The organism is Acidobacteriota bacterium (genome assembly GCA_026707545.1).
Classification (GTDB): Bacteria; Acidobacteriota; Thermoanaerobaculia; order Multivoradales; family Multivoraceae; genus Multivorans.
In genome coordinates, this window is the sequence record JAPOWR010000001.1 from 2,006,424 (window position 1) to 2,025,856 (window position 19,433).

The following is a 19,433-nucleotide window of genomic DNA, read 5'->3' on the forward strand; positions in this document are numbered from 1 at the left end:
GACCCTCCTCCTTTAGGCACTCGTGGCGACCGGCGGCACGGCTCCGCCAACCAGCAGCTCGGCGAGCTGGCTCCGGCCCAGCCAGTAGCTCAGGTCGCGCGGATGGGCGATGTCCCAGATGGCGATGTCGGCACGCTTCCCCGCCTCCAGCGTGCCCCGATCCTCGAGTCCCAGCGCCCGCGCGGCGTGGCGGGTGACACCGGCCAGGCACTCCTCGGGCGTCAGACCGAACAGACGGCTGGCCAGAGCCATCGTTTCCGGCAGGGAGCACAGCGACGACGTGCCTGGATTGCAGTCCGTGGCGATCGCGATCGGCACCCCGTGCCGGCGCAACTCGCCGACCGGCGGGCGGCACGTCTCGTCGAGCGTCAGGCAGGCGCCCGGTAGCAACACGGCGACTGTCCCGGCCTTCGCCAGCGCCTCCACGCCATGCGGCGGCGTGTACTCGAGATGGTCCGCCGACAGCGCTCCGAACCGGGCGGCCATCTCGGCGCCGCCGCCATCGCTCAACTGGTCCGCATGCAGTTTGACCGGCAGGCCGAGATCGACGGCGCGCTCGAAGACCCTGGCCACCTGGGCTGCATCGAACGCGATCCCCTCGCAGAAGGCGTCCACGGCATCGGCGAGGTTCCGTTCCACCGACGCCGGCATCACGTCCGACAGGACCAGATCGATGTAGTCGTCCGCCCGGCCCCGAAACTCGGCCGGCACCGCGTGCGCGGCGAGAAGCGTGGTCCGGATCGTCAGGCCGGAGCGCCGGCCGAGGCGCCGCGCGACCTCCAGCATCCGGAGTTCCGTCTCGGTATCGAGGCCATAGCCGGACTTGATCTCGACCGTGCCGGCACCTTCGGCGGCGAGGGCTCTCAGTCGATCGAGCGCGGCGCCGTAGAGCTCGTCCCCGGTCGCCGCCCGGGTCGCGCGGACCGTCGACATGATGCCGCCGCCCGCATCGGCGATGTCCTCGTAACTCGCTCCGCCGAGGCGCGACTCGAACTCCGCCCCCCGGTCTCCTCCGAAGACCAGGTGGGTGTGGCAATCGATGAGCGCGGGAGTGATCCATCGGCCGTCCAGGGAGCGTTGCTCGGCGGCCTCGCCGGGCGGCAGCCGGGGACGCGGACCGACCCAGGCGATCGTCCCCCCGGCGATCGCCAGAGCGCCGTCCTCGACCGCCCCGTACGCGACGACGCCGTGATGCATCGTCGCGATGCGCGCATCCGTCAGCAGCAGGTCCCAACGGTCCATCCGTCCGATCCTGCCCTGTTGTCCACGCGATTGCCAGACGACGCCGCCAGGCAGTAGCGTGGACCATGGTGACGAGGATCAGGGCACGCCTCGCGCTCCTGGCGCGGGGATGGGCGGAAGACGTCCTGCTGGTCATCGACGGATGCACGATCGTCCGGGCGGAGCCAGGCGCCGCCCGCTGCCCCGCCGACCTGGACGCCGACATCGTCGTTCCCGGCCTCACCAATGCCCACAGCCACGCCTTCCAGCGCGCGCTGGCCGGCAGGACCGAGCACCGCTCGGGAGCCGGCCGCGACAGCTTCTGGACGTGGCGCCGGAACATGTACCGACTCGTCCAGCGGCTCGATGCCGGCCGGTTCGAGGCGATCGCGCGGCAGGCGTACGTGGAGATGCTGGAGAGCGGGTACACCTCGGTCGTCGAGTTCCACTACCTGCACCGTGAGCCGGCGGGAAACGGGAACGCGGAGACGATGTTCGAGGCGATCCAGCGCGCCGCTTCCTCCACCGGCATCCGGTTGACTTACGTCCCAGTGCTCTACCAGCGCGCGGGATTCGGCGACGACGCCGTCACGTCCGGTCAACGGCCCTTTGCCCTGACGACCGCGCGTTTTCTCGACCACCAGGAACGCGCCGCCGGGACCGCGTCCGGGACGATCCGGGTCGGCATCGGTGTCCACAGCCTGCGCGCGGTCGGCGAACGGTCGCTGCGCCGGGTCGCGGCGCGAGCCGGAGAAACCGGCGCGCCGATGCACATCCATGTCGCCGAGCAGCAACGGGAGGTCGACGAGTGCCTGGCGGCCCACGGGCAACGCCCGGTCCGCTGGCTCCTGGACCGTCTCGAGATCGGTGAGCCGTGGTGCCTGGTGCACGCCACCCACATGGACGAAGACGAGTGCCGCGATCTCGCCGCTTCCGGCGCCACCGTCTGCCTGTGTCCGACGACCGAGGCGAACCTGGGCGACGGTCTGTTTCCGCTGCCCGACTATCTGCGGCACGGCGGCCGCATCGCGATCGGCTCCGACAGCCACGTCTCGATCAATCCCTTCGAGGAACTGCGCTGGCTCGAGTACGGGCAGCGGCTTCGCTCGCGGTCGCGGAACGTGGCGTCCATGCAGGACCCGCATGTCGGGCGTGAGCTGTTCGAGCGCGCCCTTGCCGGCGGCGCCAGGGCAGCCGGCCACGGGATTGCCGGCCTCGAGGAGGGAGCGCCGGCCGATCTGGTCGTCCTCGACGCTGGGGATCCGATGCTCGCCGGCCACGAACCGGCCACCCTGCTCGACGCGCTGGTATTCTCGGGCTACCGCCTCCCCATCGAACGGGTGATGGTCGATGGCAAGTGGCGGGTAGCAGGCGGCGAGCACGCCGATCGCAGCGAAGCGGCAAGAGACTTCGCAAGAGCACTGGCAAACCTGGAAGCAGGCCCGTAACCGCGGAGCCCGATATGAAGACCACCCGGATCGAACCGATCAGGGCGCCCACCGGGAGCAGCATCTCGGCGAAGAGCTGGCTTACCGAGGCGCCGCTCCGCATGCTGATGAACAACCTCGACCCGGAGGTCGCGGAGCGCCCCGAGGACCTCGTCGTCTACGGAGGGATCGGCAAGGCGGCCCGCAACTGGGAGTCCTACGAGCGGCTCACCGAAACGCTCCGCGAACTGGAAGCCGACGAAACGCTCGTCGTCCAGTCCGGAAAGCCGGTCGGGGTGTTCCGCACCCACGCCGACGCCCCGCGGGTGCTGATCGCCAACTCGAATCTCGTCCCCGCCTGGGCCACCTGGGAGCACTTCCGGGAACTCGACCGGCTGGGACTGATGATGTTCGGGCAGATGACCGCCGGCTCGTGGATCTACATCGGCAGCCAGGGGATCATCCAGGGCACCTACGAGACCTTCGTCGAGATGGGCCGGCAGCACTACGGCGGCGACCTGTCGGGGCGCTGGATTCTCACCGCCGGACTCGGCGGCATGGGCGGAGCGCAGCCCCTCGCCGCCAAGCTGGCCGGGGCGTCGCTGCTGGCGATCGAGTGCCAGGCGGACCGGATCGATAAGCGGCTCGAGACCGGCTACCTCGACATGCGGGCCGAGTCCCTCGACGAGGCTTTGACCGTGATCCAGGCGTCGGTCGAAGCGCGGTCACCGCTCTCCGTCGGCCTGCTCGGCAACGCCGCTGAGGTGCTTCCCGAACTGCTGGTCCGCGGCGTGCGGCCCGACGCGCTGACCGACCAGACCTCCGCGCACGACCCGGCGAACGGCTATCTGCCGATCGGCTGGAGCGTCGATGAGTGGCGGGCGCGCAGGGAAAGCCATCCCGACGCGGTGGCGACGGCTGCACGCGAGTCGATCGCGGTTCACGTTCGCGCGATGCTCGGCTTCAGCGAGGCCGGCGTGCCCACCTTCGACTACGGCAACAACATCCGCCAGGAGGCGCTCGGAGCGGGTGTCGAAAACGCCTTCGACTTCCCCGGTTTCGTGCCGGCATACATCCGCCCCCTGTTCTGCCGGGGCATCGGTCCCTTCCGCTGGGCCGCCCTGTCCGGCGATCCCGAGGACATCTACCGCACCGACGCGAAGGTCAAGGAACTGATTCCCGACGACCCGCACCTGCACAACTGGCTGGACGCCGCCCGCGAGCAGATTCGGTTCCAGGGCCTGCCGGCGCGGATCTGCTGGGTGGGTCTGGGCCAACGTCACCGGATCGGCCTCGCCTTCAACGAGATGGTGCGAACCGGCGAGTTGCGCGCGCCCGTCGTTATCGGCCGCGATCACCTGGACAGCGGCTCCGTCGCGAGCCCGAACCGGGAGACCGAAGCGATGCGGGACGGTTCCGACGCGGTCTCCGACTGGGCGTTCCTCAACGCGATGCTGAACACCGCCAGCGGCGCCACCTGGGTCTCCGTGCATCACGGCGGAGGAGTCGGCATGGGCTACGCCCAGCACGCCGGGTTCGTCATCGTCTGCGACGGCACCGAAGCCGCCGACCGGCGGATCGAGCGTGTGCTCTGGAACGACCCGGCGACCGGCGTCATGCGCCATGCCGACGCGGGCTACGAGGACGCGATCGAATGCGCCCGCGAGCAGGGTCTCAACCTGCCCATGGTCCCGGGCGCCGGGCCGCGATGAAGCTCCGGCTCAACGGTTCTCCGCTGACGCTCGACGAACTGCGGGAAGCCTGGCGCCTTCCGCTCAGCGTCGAGCTCGGCGAGGACGCCAGGAGCCGAATCGAAGCGGCCGCTGCAGCCGTCGACCGCGTGATCGCCGAAGGCGCCGCGGTCTACGGCGTCAACACCGGCTTCGGGCAGCTCGCCCAGGTGCGGATCGAGGAGGACGAACTCGCCCATCTCCAGGAGAACCTGGTGCGCTCCCACGCCGCCGGCGTCGGCGACGACCTGAGCGACGAGATCGTGCGGCTGGTCATCCTGCTGAAGGTGATGGCGCTTGCCCGCGGCCATTCCGGCGTGCGACTGGAGCTGGTCGACGCACTGAGAGCGCTCCTGGAGCACGAGATCTACCCGTGCATTCCGTCGCAGGGCTCCGTCGGCGCCTCGGGAGACCTCGCGCCGCTCGCCCATCTGTCGCGGGTGCTGCTCGGGGAGGGCGAGGCCCACGTCCGCGGCAGGCTGGTCCCCGCGCCTGAAGCCCTGACCGAGGCGGGTATCGAACCGATCCGGCTGGGCCCGAAGGAGGGTCTTGCGCTGCTGAACGGCACCCAGGTGTCGACGGCGCTGGCACTGGCCGCGGTCTTCCGAACGGAGAACGTCCTGGCCGCCGCCCTGGTGGCCGGTGCGATGGCCACCGACGCGACGAAGGGCAGCGACGGCCCGTTCGACCGGCGAATCCAGGACCTCCGGGGGCATTCCGGTCAGGCCGACGTCGCCACCGCGCTGCGGGAGCTGATGAAGGGAAGCGAGATCAGGGCCTCGCACCTTCAGTGCAACCGGGTGCAGGACCCCTACTCGATCCGCTGCCAGCCCCCGGTCGCCGGCGCCTGTCTGGAAGCGCTCCGCCACGTCTCCGGCCTTCTCGAGACGGAAGCGAACGCCGTCACCGACAATCCGCTCGTCTTCGCGAGCACCGGAGAGATCCTCTCCGGCGGCAACTTCCACGCGGAGCCGGTCGCGATCGCCGCCGACTACCTGGCGCTCGCGGTCGCCGAGATCGGCTCGCTGTCCGAACGCCGCACGGCGCTCCTCATCGACGCCAATCTCAGCCAGTTGCCCGCCTTCCTGGTCCGCAACAGCGGCCTGAACAGCGGCTTCATGATGGCCGGCACCACCGCCGCGGCCCTCGTTTCCGAGAACAAGTGCCTCGCCCATCCCGCGACGGTGGACACGATCCCGACCTCCGCCAACCAGGAGGACCACGTCAGCATGGCGACCCACGGGGCACGACGGCTGCACGACATGCTGGACAACGTGCAGAACATCGTCGCGATCGAACTGCTCGCGGCGGCTCAGGGAATCGAGTTCCGCCGCCCGGACCGGAGTTCCACCGCGATCGAGGAGGCGATCTCGACGGTGCGCGCGATCTCGCCGCCGTACACCGAGGACCGGCCGCTCGCCAACGACATCGCAGGTGTTGCCGCGCTGATCGGGCGAGGCGCCTTCCGCGGCTACGTGGCGTCCTTGCTTGCGCGCTAACCTAGAGTCGCCAACCCGCACTGCAACAAGGAGATCGTCATGCGTCTTGCCCGCGCTGCGCTCGTTTCCGCGGCTCTCTTCTCGCTCGTCCTGCTCGGCTGCGCTGCCGGCGACCAGGAAGCCGGCGCCGGTACGGCCGGTGACGGCGAGGGTCCGGCGCCGAATCCACTGAAGGACGCCTACTTCGGCGACCTTCACGTCCATACGAAGTACTCCTTCGACGCCTACCTGTTCACGACGCGCACGAACCCCGACGACGCCTACCGCTTCGCCAAGGGCGAGGCGATCGACCACCCCAGCGGCCACCAAATCCAGCTCCAGAGCGGCGCCCTCGACTTCCAGGCGGTGACCGATCACGGCCTGTACCTGGGCGTCCTGCCGGAGATGGACAACCCGGAGAGTCCCCTCTACGCGACCGTGCTCGGGACCGATCTCCGCGAAGGCGGCGGCTTCGCCCGAGCGATCCAGGGGCTGCGCAGCGGCGAGTTCGCGGAACTGCCCGAAGACGACGTGGATCAGGCCGCCCGCACCGCCTGGCAGGCGATCATCGATGCCGCCGAGGCCCACAACGACCCCGGAACCTTCACGACCTTCGTCGGCTACGAGTACACGACGTCGTCCGACGACCGGGGCAATCTGCACCGCAACGTGATCTTCCGTGGCAGCAACGTGCCGCCGAAACCGTTCGCGTCGACCGATTCGCGCAATCCGGAGGACCTGTGGCGCTGGCTCGACGAACGCCGGGACGAGGGCATCGAGGGACTCGCCATCCCGCACAACTCGAACGGCAGCAACGGTCACATGTTCAAGCTGGAGACGGTGGGCGGCGAGCCGCTCGACGCCGCCTACGCCGACCTGCGCATGCGCAACGAGCCCCTGGTCGAGATGACCCAGGTCAAGGGCACGTCGGAGACGCACCCGCTCCTGTCGCCCAACGACGAGTGGGCCGACTTCGAGATCTTCCCGTATCGCATCGCCACGACCCTCTACAGCGAGCCGAAGGGCAGCTACGTCCGCGAGGCATACGTGAACGGTCTCGTGCTGCAGGAGACGCAGGGCTTCAATCCCTTCCGGTTCGGCATCGTCGCCGCCACCGACACCCATAACTCCGGCGGCACGCCCGAGGAGGACAACTTCCACGGCAAGGTCGGCGTCGGCGACGGAACCGGCCAGGGCCGCGGCTCGGTGCCGCTCGACGAACCGACCGAAGACGGCGAGCGCTACGCCCAGAACAGCTTCAAGTACTGGGGCGGCTCGGGTCTGGCCGCGGTCTGGGCCGAGGAGAACACCCGCGACTCGATCTACGATGCATTCCGGCGCAAGGAAACCTTCGCCACCAGCGGCCCGCGGATGCGGATCCGCTTCTTCGGCGGCTATCACTACACGGACGACCTGACCTCCGACCCGGAGATGATCGCCACCGCCTACGAGGGCGGCGTGCCGATGGGAGGCGACCTGGTGGCGGACGAGGGCAGAAGCCCGCGCTTCCTGGTCTGGGCCGCCCGCGACGCGGACAGCGCCCCGCTCCAGCGCCTGCAGATGGTCAAGGGCTGGGTCGAGGACGGCGAACCGCGCGAATCGGTCGTCGACATCGCCTGTGCCGATGGCGGCATTCCGTCGGGCGATCCACTCCGATGCCCCGACAACGGCGCCAGCGTCGATCTCTCGGACTGCAGCTACTCCGAGGATCTCGGCTCCGCCGAACTGTCAGCTTTGTGGACCGACCCGGACTTCGACGCGGCGAAGCACGCCGTCTACTACGTGCGCGTGCTCGAGAATCCGACCTGCCGCTGGTCGACCTGGGACGCGCTCCGCGCAGGCGTGGAGCCCAATCCCGACATGCCCTCGACGATCCAGGAACGCGCCTGGTCGTCGCCGATCTGGTACGTGCCGGGAGGGTAGGGAGGCCGTTCTACAATGGCCCGGGTACAGAACGAAGTCGGCTGGGAGGGGCTCGCATGAGCATCAAGGGAAGAATCCGCATTGCCTTCATCCTCACTCTCGCCGTCGGCGCCAGCGGAGCCGCGGCAGGGGACGACATCCCCAGGACCCCGGGCGGCAAGCCGGACTTCTCCGGCAACTACGACATCAGCACGCTGACGCCGGTGCAGCGGAGCCCCGAACTGGGGGATCGCCTCACCCTGACCCCGGAGGAAGCGCAGGCCATCCGGGATCGTGAGGCCCAGAACATCGACGCGAGATCGCGCGCCAGCGATCCGAACCGCGACGCTCCGCCGCTCGGCGGCAGCGTCGGCGGCTACAACTACTTCTTCATGGACCGTGGCACCAGCGCGGTCACCGTCGACGGCAAGCACCGGACCTCCCTGCTCACCGACCCGTCCAACGGCCGTTTTCCGCCGCTCACCGAGCGCGGCAAGGCGCGCCGGGAAGGGATCTACGGATTCTCGAAGCGGAACACCGGCCCCGCCTGGTGGCGCGACCGCGAGGTCGGTCCCTACGACCACCCCGAGTCCCTGTCGATCGCGGACCGCTGCGTCTTCTCCCTGGAAGCGACGATCCCGATCTACCCGAAGAACTACAACAACATCAAGACGATCGTGCAGACGGACACCCACCTGATGATCCTGATCGAGTGGATGCACTACGCGCGCGTCATCCCCCTCAGCCCGTCCAGGGAGGAAGCCCGGCATCTACCCTCCCGGATCCGCTCCCGGGCCGGCGATTCGGTGGCCTGGTGGGAGGGTGACACACTGGTCGTCGACACGACGAACTTCCTGGAAGAGAAGTGGGGGGCGACCACGCTCTTCGGCGAGCCTTCCCCGCCCGCCGACCAGCATGTGGTCGAGCGCTTCTCGTTCCAGGACGAGAACACCCTGCTCTACCAGTTCAGGCTCGAGAGCGGCGACTGGGAGACGCCCTACGGCGGCGAGTACACCTGGCCGGCCACCGACGCCAAGCTGTACGAGTTCGCCTGCCACGAGGGAAACTACGCGACCGGGAATACCCTTCGCGGAGCCCGCCTTGAAGAGAGGGAAGTCGCAGCGCAAACGGGCGGGTAACCAGCTCCGTACAAACAACCGGACCCACCGACGAGGGGAGGCGTGTGTATGTCCGAAGTTCAGTGGAATCGTGAAGGCGGCCGTGGCAGGAGCAGACGGCTCCTGCGTCGCCTGCTGATCAGTCTCTGCGGCATCGCTCTCGCGGCGGCGCCGGCGGCCGGCCAATCGAGTGTCCTGGACGCGATGAAGGCGGAGCTCGACCGCTCGATGGAGCTGCTCGGCGAGGAGGAGACGCCGCCGTACTTTCTGAGCTACGAGATCTCGGAAAGCCGGAGCGCGTCCGCCTCGGCCTCGTTCGGAGCTCTCACCGGCACGGACGAGAGCCTTGAACGCCTGCTGGACATCGACCTCCGGGTCGGCGACTACTCCCTGGACAACACGCGCCCCATCCGCGACAGCTTCAGTCCGTTCTCCTTCCTTCCCATGGGCCGCACCCAGATGCCCGTCGACGACGATCCGGCGGCGATAAGGAGCATCCTGTGGAGCGAAACCGACAAGCAATACAAGCGCGCCCTGGAACAGCTCACTCAAGTCCAGACGAACGTGCAGGTAAAGGTCGAGGCCGAGGACCAGTCCGACGACTTCTCCCGCGAAACCCCGTCCAAGGGCGTCGACGAGCCCCGGCCCGTTGAGTACGACCGCGCCGAATGGGAGGACAGGGTCAGGCGCTACTCGGCGCCGTTCGCCGAGCATGGGGAGTTCCTGCGGGCCTCGGCGTCCCTCAACGCCGGCACGGACACCCGCTGGTTCGTCAACAGCGAGGGTTCCGAGATTCAAACTTCGGAAACCAGGTACCGCCTCTCCGTTTCGGCCATGACGAAGGCCGACGACGGCATGGAACTGCCGCTCTACAAGAGCTACAGCTCCTTCACGCTCGATGGACTTCCGGACGACGAAACCGTCGAGCGGGACGTTCGCAAGATGATCGAAGTCCTCCTGGCGCTCCGCGAAGCCCCGCTCGTGGAGCCCTACACCGGTCCGGCGATCCTGTCCGGCGAAGCCAGCGGCGTCTTTTTTCACGAGATCCTGGGACACCGCCTCGAGGGTCATCGCCTGAAAGAAGCCGATGACAGCCAGACGTTCCGGGACCAACTGAACCAGCGCGTCCTGCCGGAGAGTTTCTCCGTGCACTTCGATCCGACGATCAGGACCTACGGACCCTCCGACCTGGTCGGCAGCTATCGCTACGACAACCAGGGCGTGTCCGCTCAACGGGTGACCGTGATCGACAAGGGGATCCTCAAGAGCTTCCTCATGTCCCGATCTCCCATCGAAGGCTTCCCGAACTCCAACGGCCACGGCCGCAAGCAACCCGGAAACAAGCCTGTGGCCAGACAGTCGAACCTGATCGTCGAGGTGGAGAACCCCCTGACCGGCGACGAGCTCAAGGAGAGATTCGTCGAGTCCATCCAGGCGGCGGACAAGCCATTCGGCCTGCGTATCGAGGAAATCCAGGGCGGATTCACCTTCACGGGACGGATGATGCCGAACTCCTTCAACGTCACGCCGCTTCTCGTCTACCGGGTCTATCCCGATGGCCGCGAGGAACTGGTGCGCGGCGTCGACCTGATCGGCACGCCGCTCACGACGTTCAGCCGCGTGGTCGCCGCCGACGACAGGATCGGCGTCTTCAACGGCCTCTGCGGCGCCGAATCAGGCATGGTGCCGGTTTCCGCGGCCGCACCGTCGGTCCTGGTATCGCAGATCGAAGTGCAGAAGAAGGAGAAATCCCAGGATCGACCACCCATCCTTCCAGCACCCGTGGGAGACATCTAGCCATGCTTCGGTCAAGGCAAGACCGGCGGGCGCGCGTCGTGCCGCATCCCCTTCTGGCCACCTTCGTGGCCCTGCTACTGCTCCCGCTCCCCGCGGCGAACGCACAGGAAACGGCCGAACTCAACGTCATCATGCAGGCCATGCGCGACGAACTGGCGCGCAGCACCGAGCAACTCGAGTTGGAGGGGCTGGAAAAGCCCTACTTCCTCGCATACACCGTGCGGGAGAGCGAGCAGTTGAATGCCGCCGGGAGCTTCGGGGCGTTGCTGTCGAGCACCGAGAACAGGAGCAGGCTGCTGAGCGTCGAGGTACGCGTCGGCGACCCTTCGTTCGACAACACGAACTTCAGTTCCATGTCGCTATTCCCTTCCAGCTTTGCGTTCGGCGCAGCCCTGCCGCTAGAGAACGACTACCGGGAGATCCGGCGCCAGATCTGGCTCGCCACCGACGCGGCCTACAAGGCCGCGCTGGAGTCGCTGGCCGAGAAGCGAGCAGTGCTCCAGAACGAAACGCGAGCCGAGGACATCGGCGACTTCTCATCGGAGGAGCCGTTCACCTACTTCGACCAGGCCGACCCCGATCTTCCGTCCCGGACGGCGCTCGAAGAACTCGCACGGGACCTGTCCGCCGCGTTCCGGGATCTGCCGGAGATCTTCAGTTCAAACGTGTCGGCGTCAGCCGCCAACCGGCGCACCTACTACCTGAACAGCCAAGGGTCCGCCTTCATCCGCTCCGACCCCACCGCCTCGATCGTCGTGGCGGCGCGAACCCAGGCCACGGACGGTTCCGTGCTGAACGACTCCGTCTCAGCCCACGGAAGCTCCTGGGACGACATCAGCGACCGGAACGCTCTGGAGTCCCGTGTCGCGACCATGGGCGCCAATCTGACCGCTCGACGTTCCGCGGAAGCTCTCGATCGCTACAGCGGTCCAGTGCTGTTCGAGGGACAGGCCGCCGCGGAGTTGTTCGCGCAGGTGATGGTGCCGAAGTTGCTGGGAACCCGCGTACCCGACGCCGAACCGAGTTTCGCCAGAATGATGCAGCAGAGTCGGAACCCGTTCCTCGACCGAGTCGGGGCCAGAGTGCTGCCGAGGTTCCTCGACATCCACGATGACCCCACGCTCAACGACGACGGCTTCCTCGGCGGCTACGAAGTCGACGACGACGGCGTCGAGCCAGGCCCAACGGCCCTGGTCGAGAACGGCGTCCTCAAGTCTCTGCTCACGTCGCGCAACCCGGTCCCCGGGATCGAGAACAGCACCGGGAACCGCCGTGGCGAGGGTCCGGCGCCGAGCAACCTGCTCGTCACCTCGGATCGTGGCATGAATCGCGACGAACTCCTCGCCGAGTTCATGCTGCTGGTCGAGGAGCGTGGTGCGGACTACGGAATCGTCGTACGCCGCCTCGCCAAGTTTGAAACCGGGGACGACCCGGCCTCGCTCTTCAACATGCTGAGAGCGGGACCCGAGGCGGCGACAGCGCTCGGCGACGCCAGTCTGGCCTTCAGGGTCTTCCCGGACGGCCGGGAGGAACTGCTTCCCAAGGCAGAACTGGTGGCCGTGACGGAAGCCGCGTTCCGCGACATCGTGGCGGTGTCGGAAACCTCCACGGTGTACAGCTTCCCGCACTCAGCCGCCGGTGGGATGATCCCGTCCTTCCTGGCGAGCGCTCTGAGCGCTCTCGGCCTGGGCGAGGTGGTAACGGTCTCGATCCCCGATCTGCTGTTCGAAGAACTGAGTCTGCGCAAACCGTCCGGAAACGCCCCCCACCTGCCGGTGGCGCACCACCCTTCCTTCGATCCCTAACGGACAGACGGTTCGCTCAGTCCCCACAGCGCGGACGTTGCGAACTCCAGGCTGTTTCCGTCCGGGTCGCGAAAGTAGATGGACCGTCCCCGGCTTCCACCCCAGTCGATCTCCTGCTCGACCGGAACACCAAGGCTCTCGAGACGAGCACGCCAGAGGTCGATCTCATCCTCCGTGACGCCGAACGCAAGGTGACCGGGGCCACGGGATCCGTGGAGCCCGAGACCCCGCGGGGTCAAGTCCGGGTCGGATGTCGCCTCCGGGTTGAAGAGCAGGACCATCTGGCTACCGCAGCGGAAGAACACGTGCCTCCCTTCGAGCTTCGAGTGGAGGGTTAGTCCCAGAACATCCGTGTAGAAGGCCTCGGCCGCCTCCAGATCGTCCACGTAGAGACAGGCCTCGAGAACGAAGTCCAGTTTCATCCTCGCGCCTCCGTACATCAGTCCTTCTTTACACCCCGACCCGTCGCGCCCGCAGGCGGCCTGTCGCGCAGGATACCGGCCCGTTCCAGCTCATCGACTCGCCATGCCGGAAACCCGAGCACGTCGGCGAGGATCTCCCGATTGTGCTCCCCCAGGCAGGGCGCGCCGCGACGGTAGGTCGGCGGCGTGGCGCTCATGTGGATCGGCAGACCCGGATAGCGGCGCCGACCGACTTCCGGGTGGTCGACCTCGGCCCAGAAGCCGCGAGCCTCCAGGAACCGACTATCCGCCAGGTCGCGGGCGTCGGCGACCGGGGCCGCCGTCAGGCCGGCGCGATGCAGAGTCGCCGCCAGGTCGTCCCGCTCCCGGCCGCGGGTCCACCTCGCGAGTAACTCGTCGACCCGGTCCTCGTCAGCCTGCCGCTCCTCGAGCGACAGCGAGCGAAGCGCCTCCGGCAGGTGCGCGATCTCGCACAGCGCTCGCCACTCCCCGTCGCTCTCGACGCTGATCGCGATCCACCGGTCCTCACCAATGCACGGATAGCAACCCTGGGGAGCCCGCCAAGGATGCCGGTTGCCGCGCCGGGGCTCGGCGGCGCCGCGAAGCTGCGCCGCCAGAATGTGATCGCCGAACATCGTCGCCATCGCCTCGACCATCGGGGTCTCGACGGTGCCGCCCCGTCCCTCGCTCGACCGGGAGCGGCCGTACAGCATGGCCAGCGTCCCGACGGCCGTGTGCAGGGCGGTCATCGGATCCGGCCAGGCGATGCCCGACCGGTGGGGACCGCCGTCACGGTAGCCGAGTGCGGACGTCAGTCCCATCGTCGACTCGATCAGCGGACCGAAGGCAAGCCGGTCCCGGTAGGGGCCCGAGTTGCCGAAACCTGGCATCGAGACGGCGATCACACCCGGGTTGATCTCCCGCAGCCGATCCGGGTCGAGTCCGAGTTTCGGCATCACCCGCGGACTGAAGTTGTCGCAGACGACGTCCGCGCGCTCAACCAGGGCCTCGAAGATGCGTCGGGCCTCCGGCTCGCCCAACTCAAGGGTCACGGACCGCTTGTTCCGGTTCATCTTGTTGAACGCGGCGTTGCGGTTGAACGGACAGTCGCCTGCGTCGTTCTCCGGGAACAGGTGGGTGAGACGGGCAAGCCTCGCCGATCGGGTCGCCGGGCCCCGCGCCCACGCCGCCTCGACCTTGATCACGTCGGCGCCGAGATCACCCAGGATTCGCGTCGCCAGCGGGCCCGCCCAGACCCTGGTGAGGTCGAGCACGCGGACTCCATGCAGGGGCCCGTCCTTCAGCGCGGATGCCGCTGGCACTCGGCCCTTGGCGGTCTCCCGCGCCTGCCAGCCCACAACCCCGTCCAAAGCCGGCGCCGTGCCGGCGACCGAGGAATCGATGACCTGCGCTGCTGCCGCGCCGTTCAGAAGGAACGGTCCGCGGGGGACCAGCGGCCCCCCGTCGCCGTCGATCGGCACGAAGAAACCGCGGGCTCGAAAGTGAGGGTCGTCCAGAACCTCCAGCGCATCGAGCACCGGGCCGATCGGAACGCGTACCCGCTCGCCCATCTCGATGATCTCGGCCGCGGTGTGGGCCATCATCCACGGATCGATCGCCCGATCGAACTCCTCCCGGTGTTCGGCCCGGTCCGCATCCTCAGTGAAGCGCGGGTCCTCCAGGACGTGTGCAAGGCCGGCTGCCTCCAGAAACGGCTGGAGCATCTCCCGGCTCGGCATCGAGAGGGCAACGTAGCCGTCCTTGCAGCGGTGGACGCCAACCGGATGCCACGGTCCGCCCTGAGAGTTGCCGACCCGGCCGAGGATGTACCCGGCCTGGCTCCACATCACCGTCGTGTACTGGTGCAGAGCGGCCAGCGCCTCGACGTGGGACACGTCGACGGTCTGACCTCCTCCGCTCGCGGGACGCGCCAGCAGGGCGGCCAAACCGCCGATCACCGCGTGGGCGCCCGCCTGGCAGGCCGAGTGCAGCCCCGGCCGCGCGATGGGCTCGCGGTCCGGAGCACCATTCAGATAGAGATGGCCGGACCAGGCGTCGTCCGTGAAACCGTTCGACGGCGGTGGGCCGGCTTCGCCCCAGACGCCTGTTGTCCGAGCTCCCAACCCAAACGGCGAGATCCTCAGCAGCACAGTCTGCGGCGCGTCGGATTCGTCGATCAACGGCTCGAGCGGCCCCGGCGCAGCACTTTCGACCACGACGTCCACGCGTCCGCGCTCGACCAGTTCCAGAGTCTGCTCCCGCCCACCGTCTTCGCTCGGCCGCAGCCGCGCAGCACGCTTGCCGACGTTCAGGTAGGCGTACTCCGCTCCAACGCCCCGCCACCGCTCTCCGACCTCCCGCCACCGGTCGCCGCCCGGCGGCTCGAGCCGCAGCACCTCGGCACCGCACACCGACAGCAACCGTCCGGCATAGGCACCCGCCGCCGAGCCCGCGACTTCGATCACCCGCAAGTTAGAGCAGGGTCCGCTCACCGGCCCGGGACGGTAACAGCCGCCGGAGACGGTCGCGGTGCGCCCCTCACATCCAGAACCGCCGACCCAATCGCCTGTCCGGAGCCACAGTTCTGTGAGGGCTAGACTGCCGGACATGCCCCCGACGGCACACATGAACGGAAAGCCACCGCGTCAGTTGACCGTGCTTCCTGCCACTCTGGCCGCGACGGCGGCCTTGCTCTTGACCGACGCATGCACGCACCCCATCGAGGAGGACAGCCAAAGCCCAGAGGACTTCATTACCGCGGCTTTCGCGGACATCGGTCCCGACTGGGGAGTCGTCCAGAAGTTCCTGGACTGGCACCAGGCAAGCACTGCCGACGACCACGAAACGTCCAGGCCAGATCCATCCGAGGACCCGAGCATCCAGCCGGCAGTGGCTGCCGCCAGGGCGATCATCGATCAGAACGGTAACCACGAGAAGACCGTCGAGGCCGCGCAGTTCCTCGCCAACCTGCTCAGCTTTCAGGAAGCAGCGGTCTTCATTCCCGGAAACGATCGGCACGTCGACGCAGGTGCGAGGGCCTTGCTTGCCCACGCTCCCCACTACGAGGAGTGGCCGCAGGTGCTGCTTCAGATACACCGCGTCGGTGAACTCATCGCGCGGATCCGCTCCACTCCCCCCGCTACCCATGGCTTCCTTCAGAAAGCGGCTTCCGAGGCCAGCGATCCAGTGCTGCAGTCCGCGGCCCGGTACTTCCTGGCAGATGAACTCATGAGGTCAGCCAACGACCTCTCGCTGTCGCCAGAGCACCGGGAAGACCGGCGACGCCGCGCGCTCACAATGGCGACCGGCCTGATGTGGGGTGTGGAACGCGAAGAGTTCCTTGTACCGGCGTTCGGCGACTCGACGAGCCGGACGTTCGCGGATGCCGAGGCCGACCTGGTGCACCGCATACACCACGCAACCGTGGGAGGCACGCTTCCCGACCTGACCGGTACCCGCTTCGACGGCGTTCACGAAAGCCTGAACGCCTACCAGGGGAGGGTCCTTCTACTCGATTTCTGGGCCACCTGGTGCGGGCCCTGCCTGGCAGCCCTGCCGGATCTGCGCGAACTGGTCGCCCGCCTGCCGGCCGATCGGTTCGCCCTCCTCGCGATCAGCGTTGACGCTGATCTTGAAACGGCTACAGCGTTCTTCAAAGAAGACCACGTCATCGAACTCCTCAACAAGCAGCCCGTGCCCTGGGCAAACTGGTATGCCGGCGTGGGCAGCGCGATCCAGTGGCGGCTCGCCGTGGACGCGTTCCCTACGTACGTGCTTGCCGACCACGGAGGTCGGATTCTCGCCAGAACGCACGAACTCTCCGAGGAGTTCATCGCGCTGATCGACGAGGCTGTCCGGGCGATCGAAACGGGCTGAGTTCGGTATCCCTCCGCTTCGTCATGTCGCCAAACGGCTCGGCGTATGCTCACGCGCCAACGCAGGGCCAAACACGACCCGGAGATTCCGCCCATGCCCATCCTCGACTTCAGCCTCACCGACCAGATCGCACTCGTCACCGGCGCCTCGCGCGGCATCGGGGAGGCGATCGCCCGCGGCTTCGCCGAGCAGGGCGCGACCGTGATCCTCGCGTCGCGGAAACAGGAAGGGCTCGACCAGGTCGCCGAGTCGATCGAGGCCGACGGCGGGAAGGCGGTGCCGATCGCCTGCCACGCGGGCAACGTGGAGCAGATAGCGAGTCTGTTCGAACGCATCGAGAGTGAGTTCGGCCGGCTCGACATCCTCGTCAACAACGCGGCGACGAATCCCTACTTCGGGCCGGCAATCGAGATGCCGGAGTGGGCCTTCGACAAGACCCTGGAAGTGAATCTGAAAGGCTACTTCGTCCACATTCAGCAGGCGGCTCGGCTGATGAAGAAGCAGGGTTCGGGCAACGTGATCAGCGTCGCCTCGATCGCCGGCCTGCGCCCCGGTCCGAACGAGCTGACCTACGCGCTGACCAAGGCGGCGGTGCTCAACATGACCCGCGGCTGGGCCAAGGAGCTCGGTCGGTACGGCATCCGGGTCAACGCGATCGCGCCTGGAGTGGTCGAGACGTTCTTTGCCAGTGTCCTCGTCGACACGGAGGAGAAGCGGCAGGCGATCGCCAGTCGCACCCCGGTGGGCCGCCACGCCCAGCCGAACGAGATCGCCGGCGCCGCCGTGTTCCTCGCCTCGAAGATGGGCAGCTACGTGACCGGCGCGACGATCGTCATGGACGGCGGCTCCTCGGCCTGAGTGGCCGACCTCAGAGTTCGGCGCGGCGGCGGTCGTGCGCGTCGGCGACTGCTTCGAGCAGGTTGCCGAGCAGGTCGCCGTCGACGTAGTCGTTGTCGACCACGTTGATCAGGAAGTACGTATCGTGGATGCTCTGGAGCAGGCGGCGTGATTCGCTGTCTTCGTCGTACACCGCCGCCCAGGAGGACAGCCACAGGTCGAAGGCTTCGTCCTTCCACACCTCGAACGAGCGCGGATCGACGATCGTCGGCTGGCGGATCTCCTCACCCGGGAACACACCCCAGGTCACCGCGTTGACCGAGTCGCAGTTGCTGTGGGCCGTGCCGGACCGGTCGATCGCGTGATACGTCACGCTCGGCTTGCCGTCCAATGCCGCGAGAAGCGACGGCACCTGCTCCGGCGCCACGAAGAACTCCAGGTACGCCTTCTGGTACACGCGGCCTCCTGCGCCGCCCCAGCCGACGGCCGGATCGTCGGACGGAGCGCCGTTCACCCGCGGCTGCGAGTTGATCGTGAGCAGCCCAGCCAGGTTCAGCCGCACCAGGGCGTTGCGTAGCGGTTCGCTCTCCAGGTCCAGCGGCCAGTCGTACCAGGGGATCCCGTCGACGTCCCCGCGGCAGAACCCCGCGAACACCTCGCGCACCTGGTCGATTGAGTGCAGCTCGCGGCCCCAACGCTCGCGGGCGACATCGGCCTTGATCGGGCGAAACGCGAGGTGGTGATCGCCGAGATCGCCGAACGCGGGTGAACCGGCATCGCCCCAGCGCCCGTTCGGAAACTCGTCCCAGGCTAACGTCCGGGCGAGGTAGCTCTTCGGCCGGTTGGCCCAGAAGATCGGACGGACGTCCTCCTTGGGGCGCCCGACGGCCGTCGCGCTCCGCCAGGGCAGCACCCGCTCGACACGCTCCGGCACGATGCCGAGCCGGTCCAGGATGACCTGCACCGATCGTTCGAGGTTCAAGGTGTAGAAGTGAAGACCGGGGGCACCGCCGTCCAGCAGGCGGCGGCAGATGTCCGTCAGCAGATCCTGGCCGTACTCGCGGACCGAGGCGTCGTGGAACCGGCGCGCCTCGATCTCGTTGACGATCTCGGGCGGCGCGCTGGCGCCAAAGCCAGTGATGCGCTGAAAGGACTGGTAGCCGTTGATGGGCGCCAGTCCGGGAACGATCGGACAAGCGATTCCTCGTTCCCGGCAATCCTCCAGGAAGCGGAAGTACAGCTCCGGTTCGTAGAACATCTGCGTGATCACGAAATCGGCGCCGGTCTCGACCTTGGCGGCCAGATGGTCGAGATCCCGCTCCCGGCTAGGAGCCTCCGGGTGGCCTTCCGGGTAGCCGCCGACGCAGATCCCGAAGTGATCTCCATGCTCTTCACGGATGAAGCGCACGAGGTCCGAGGCGTACGAAAAGCCGTCGGCGATCGGCGACCAGGCGCCACGGCCGCGGGGCGGATCCCCCCGCAGCGCGAGGATGTTGCCGATGCCGCGGGCGCGGCAGTCGTCCAGCACCGCCGCGATCCGGCGCCGGGGCATGTTGGTACAGGTCAGGTGCATCATCGTTTCGAGGCCGAGCACGTTCTCGATCGTGTTCGCCAACTCGAACGTCAGTTCCGCCGTGCTGCCGCCGGCGCCCCAGGTCACGTCGACGAACGCCGGCTCCAGCCGCCCCATGCGCTCGATGCGCGCGTAGAGGTTCTCGATCCCGGTCTCCGTCTTCGGCGGGAAGTACTCGAAGGAGTAGAACGGCCGTCCTTCCGAGATCGCGGAGCGCAGCTTGTTGATCAGCTTCACAACGAAGCGG

The 19,433-nt window shown here is 67.8% G+C and carries 13 protein-coding genes; 9 read left to right on the forward strand and 4 right to left on the reverse strand.

Annotation, left to right across the window (positions count from 1 at the left end; all coding sequences use genetic code 11):
* Positions 1–12 precede the first annotated feature (12 nt).
* Positions 13–1,242, reverse strand: coding sequence for an imidazolonepropionase (gene hutI, locus OXG83_07900; GenBank protein ID MCY3964945.1), 1,230 nt, complete (start codon positions 1,240–1,242; stop codon positions 13–15).
* Positions 1,243–1,310: 68 nt separating this feature from the next.
* Here hutI and OXG83_07905 point away from each other — a divergent pair, with 68 nt between their 5' ends.
* From OXG83_07905 to OXG83_07935, 7 genes are read left to right on the forward strand one after another with little or no spacing between them, the layout of a single operon-like run.
* Positions 1,311–2,669, forward strand: a complete 1,359-nt coding sequence (locus OXG83_07905; protein MCY3964946.1) for a formimidoylglutamate deiminase — start codon at positions 1,311–1,313, stop codon at positions 2,667–2,669.
* A gap of 14 nt (positions 2,670–2,683) precedes the next feature.
* A complete protein-coding gene (locus OXG83_07910; protein ID MCY3964947.1) occupies positions 2,684–4,360 on the forward strand; it encodes a urocanate hydratase in 1,677 nt (558 codons plus the stop codon).
* Positions 4,357–5,877, forward strand: a complete 1,521-nt coding sequence (gene hutH / locus OXG83_07915) for a histidine ammonia-lyase (GenBank protein ID MCY3964948.1) — start codon at positions 4,357–4,359, stop codon at positions 5,875–5,877. Before OXG83_07910 ends, hutH begins: the two co-directional genes overlap by 4 nt.
* 39 nt (positions 5,878–5,916) lie before the next feature.
* On the forward strand, positions 5,917–7,779 hold the full coding sequence (locus OXG83_07920) for a DUF3604 domain-containing protein (protein ID MCY3964949.1): 1,863 nt from the start codon (positions 5,917–5,919) through the stop codon (positions 7,777–7,779).
* Positions 7,780–7,835: 56 nt separating this feature from the next.
* On the forward strand, positions 7,836–8,897 hold the full coding sequence (locus tag OXG83_07925) for a hypothetical protein (GenBank protein ID MCY3964950.1): 1,062 nt from the start codon (positions 7,836–7,838) through the stop codon (positions 8,895–8,897).
* A gap of 48 nt (positions 8,898–8,945) precedes the next feature.
* A complete protein-coding gene (locus tag OXG83_07930; protein MCY3964951.1) occupies positions 8,946–10,673 on the forward strand; it encodes a TldD/PmbA family protein in 1,728 nt (575 codons plus the stop codon).
* Positions 10,674–10,675: 2 nt separating this feature from the next.
* Complete coding sequence (locus tag OXG83_07935) at positions 10,676–12,478, forward strand: metallopeptidase TldD-related protein (protein ID MCY3964952.1); 1,803 nt, start codon at positions 10,676–10,678, stop codon at positions 12,476–12,478.
* Here the strand turns inward: OXG83_07935 and OXG83_07940 are convergent.
* On the reverse strand, positions 12,475–12,900 hold the full coding sequence (locus OXG83_07940) for a VOC family protein (GenBank protein MCY3964953.1): 426 nt from the start codon (positions 12,898–12,900) through the stop codon (positions 12,475–12,477). The two genes, OXG83_07935 and OXG83_07940, sit on opposite strands and share 4 nt — an antisense overlap.
* A 17-nt stretch (positions 12,901–12,917) precedes the next feature.
* Positions 12,918–15,365 carry a CoA transferase gene (locus tag OXG83_07945; protein ID MCY3964954.1) on the reverse strand — a complete coding sequence of 816 codons (2,448 nt, stop codon included), beginning with the start codon at positions 15,363–15,365 and terminating at the stop codon, positions 12,918–12,920.
* A 142-nt stretch (positions 15,366–15,507) separates the two neighbouring features.
* Between OXG83_07945 and OXG83_07950 the strand changes: the two genes are divergently transcribed.
* Positions 15,508–16,776 carry a TlpA disulfide reductase family protein gene (locus OXG83_07950; protein MCY3964955.1) on the forward strand — a complete coding sequence of 423 codons (1,269 nt, stop codon included), beginning with the start codon at positions 15,508–15,510 and terminating at the stop codon, positions 16,774–16,776.
* A 93-nt stretch (positions 16,777–16,869) separates the two neighbouring features.
* Positions 16,870–17,634 carry a glucose 1-dehydrogenase gene (locus OXG83_07955; protein MCY3964956.1) on the forward strand — a complete coding sequence of 255 codons (765 nt, stop codon included), beginning with the start codon at positions 16,870–16,872 and terminating at the stop codon, positions 17,632–17,634.
* 10 nt (positions 17,635–17,644) lie between these two features.
* On the opposite strand, the gene OXG83_07960 is transcribed toward OXG83_07955, so the two are convergent.
* On the reverse strand, positions 17,645–19,423 hold the full coding sequence (locus OXG83_07960; protein MCY3964957.1) for a methylenetetrahydrofolate reductase: 1,779 nt from the start codon (positions 19,421–19,423) through the stop codon (positions 17,645–17,647).
* Positions 19,424–19,433 lie beyond the last annotated feature (10 nt).

Excerpts from the sequence above, each read along its gene's own strand:
- OXG83_07920 (MCY3964949.1), top strand. The coding sequence starts at position 5,917 with ATGCGTCTTGCCCGCGCTGCGCTCGTTTCCGCGGCTCTCTTCTCGCTC.
- OXG83_07930 (MCY3964951.1), top strand. The coding sequence starts at position 8,946 with ATGTCCGAAGTTCAGTGGAATCGTGAAGGCGGCCGTGGCAGGAGCAGA.
- OXG83_07950 (MCY3964955.1), top strand. The coding sequence starts at position 15,508 with ATGCCCCCGACGGCACACATGAACGGAAAGCCACCGCGTCAGTTGACC.
- hutH (MCY3964948.1), top strand. The coding sequence starts at position 4,357 with ATGAAGCTCCGGCTCAACGGTTCTCCGCTGACGCTCGACGAACTGCGG.
- OXG83_07955 (MCY3964956.1), top strand. The coding sequence starts at position 16,870 with ATGCCCATCCTCGACTTCAGCCTCACCGACCAGATCGCACTCGTCACC.
- OXG83_07935 (MCY3964952.1), top strand. The coding sequence starts at position 10,676 with ATGCTTCGGTCAAGGCAAGACCGGCGGGCGCGCGTCGTGCCGCATCCC.
- hutI (MCY3964945.1), bottom strand. The coding sequence starts at position 1,242 with ATGGACCGTTGGGACCTGCTGCTGACGGATGCGCGCATCGCGACGATG.
- OXG83_07910 (MCY3964947.1), top strand. The coding sequence starts at position 2,684 with ATGAAGACCACCCGGATCGAACCGATCAGGGCGCCCACCGGGAGCAGC.
- OXG83_07925 (MCY3964950.1), top strand. The coding sequence starts at position 7,836 with ATGAGCATCAAGGGAAGAATCCGCATTGCCTTCATCCTCACTCTCGCC.
- OXG83_07940 (MCY3964953.1), bottom strand. The coding sequence starts at position 12,900 with ATGAAACTGGACTTCGTTCTCGAGGCCTGTCTCTACGTGGACGATCTG.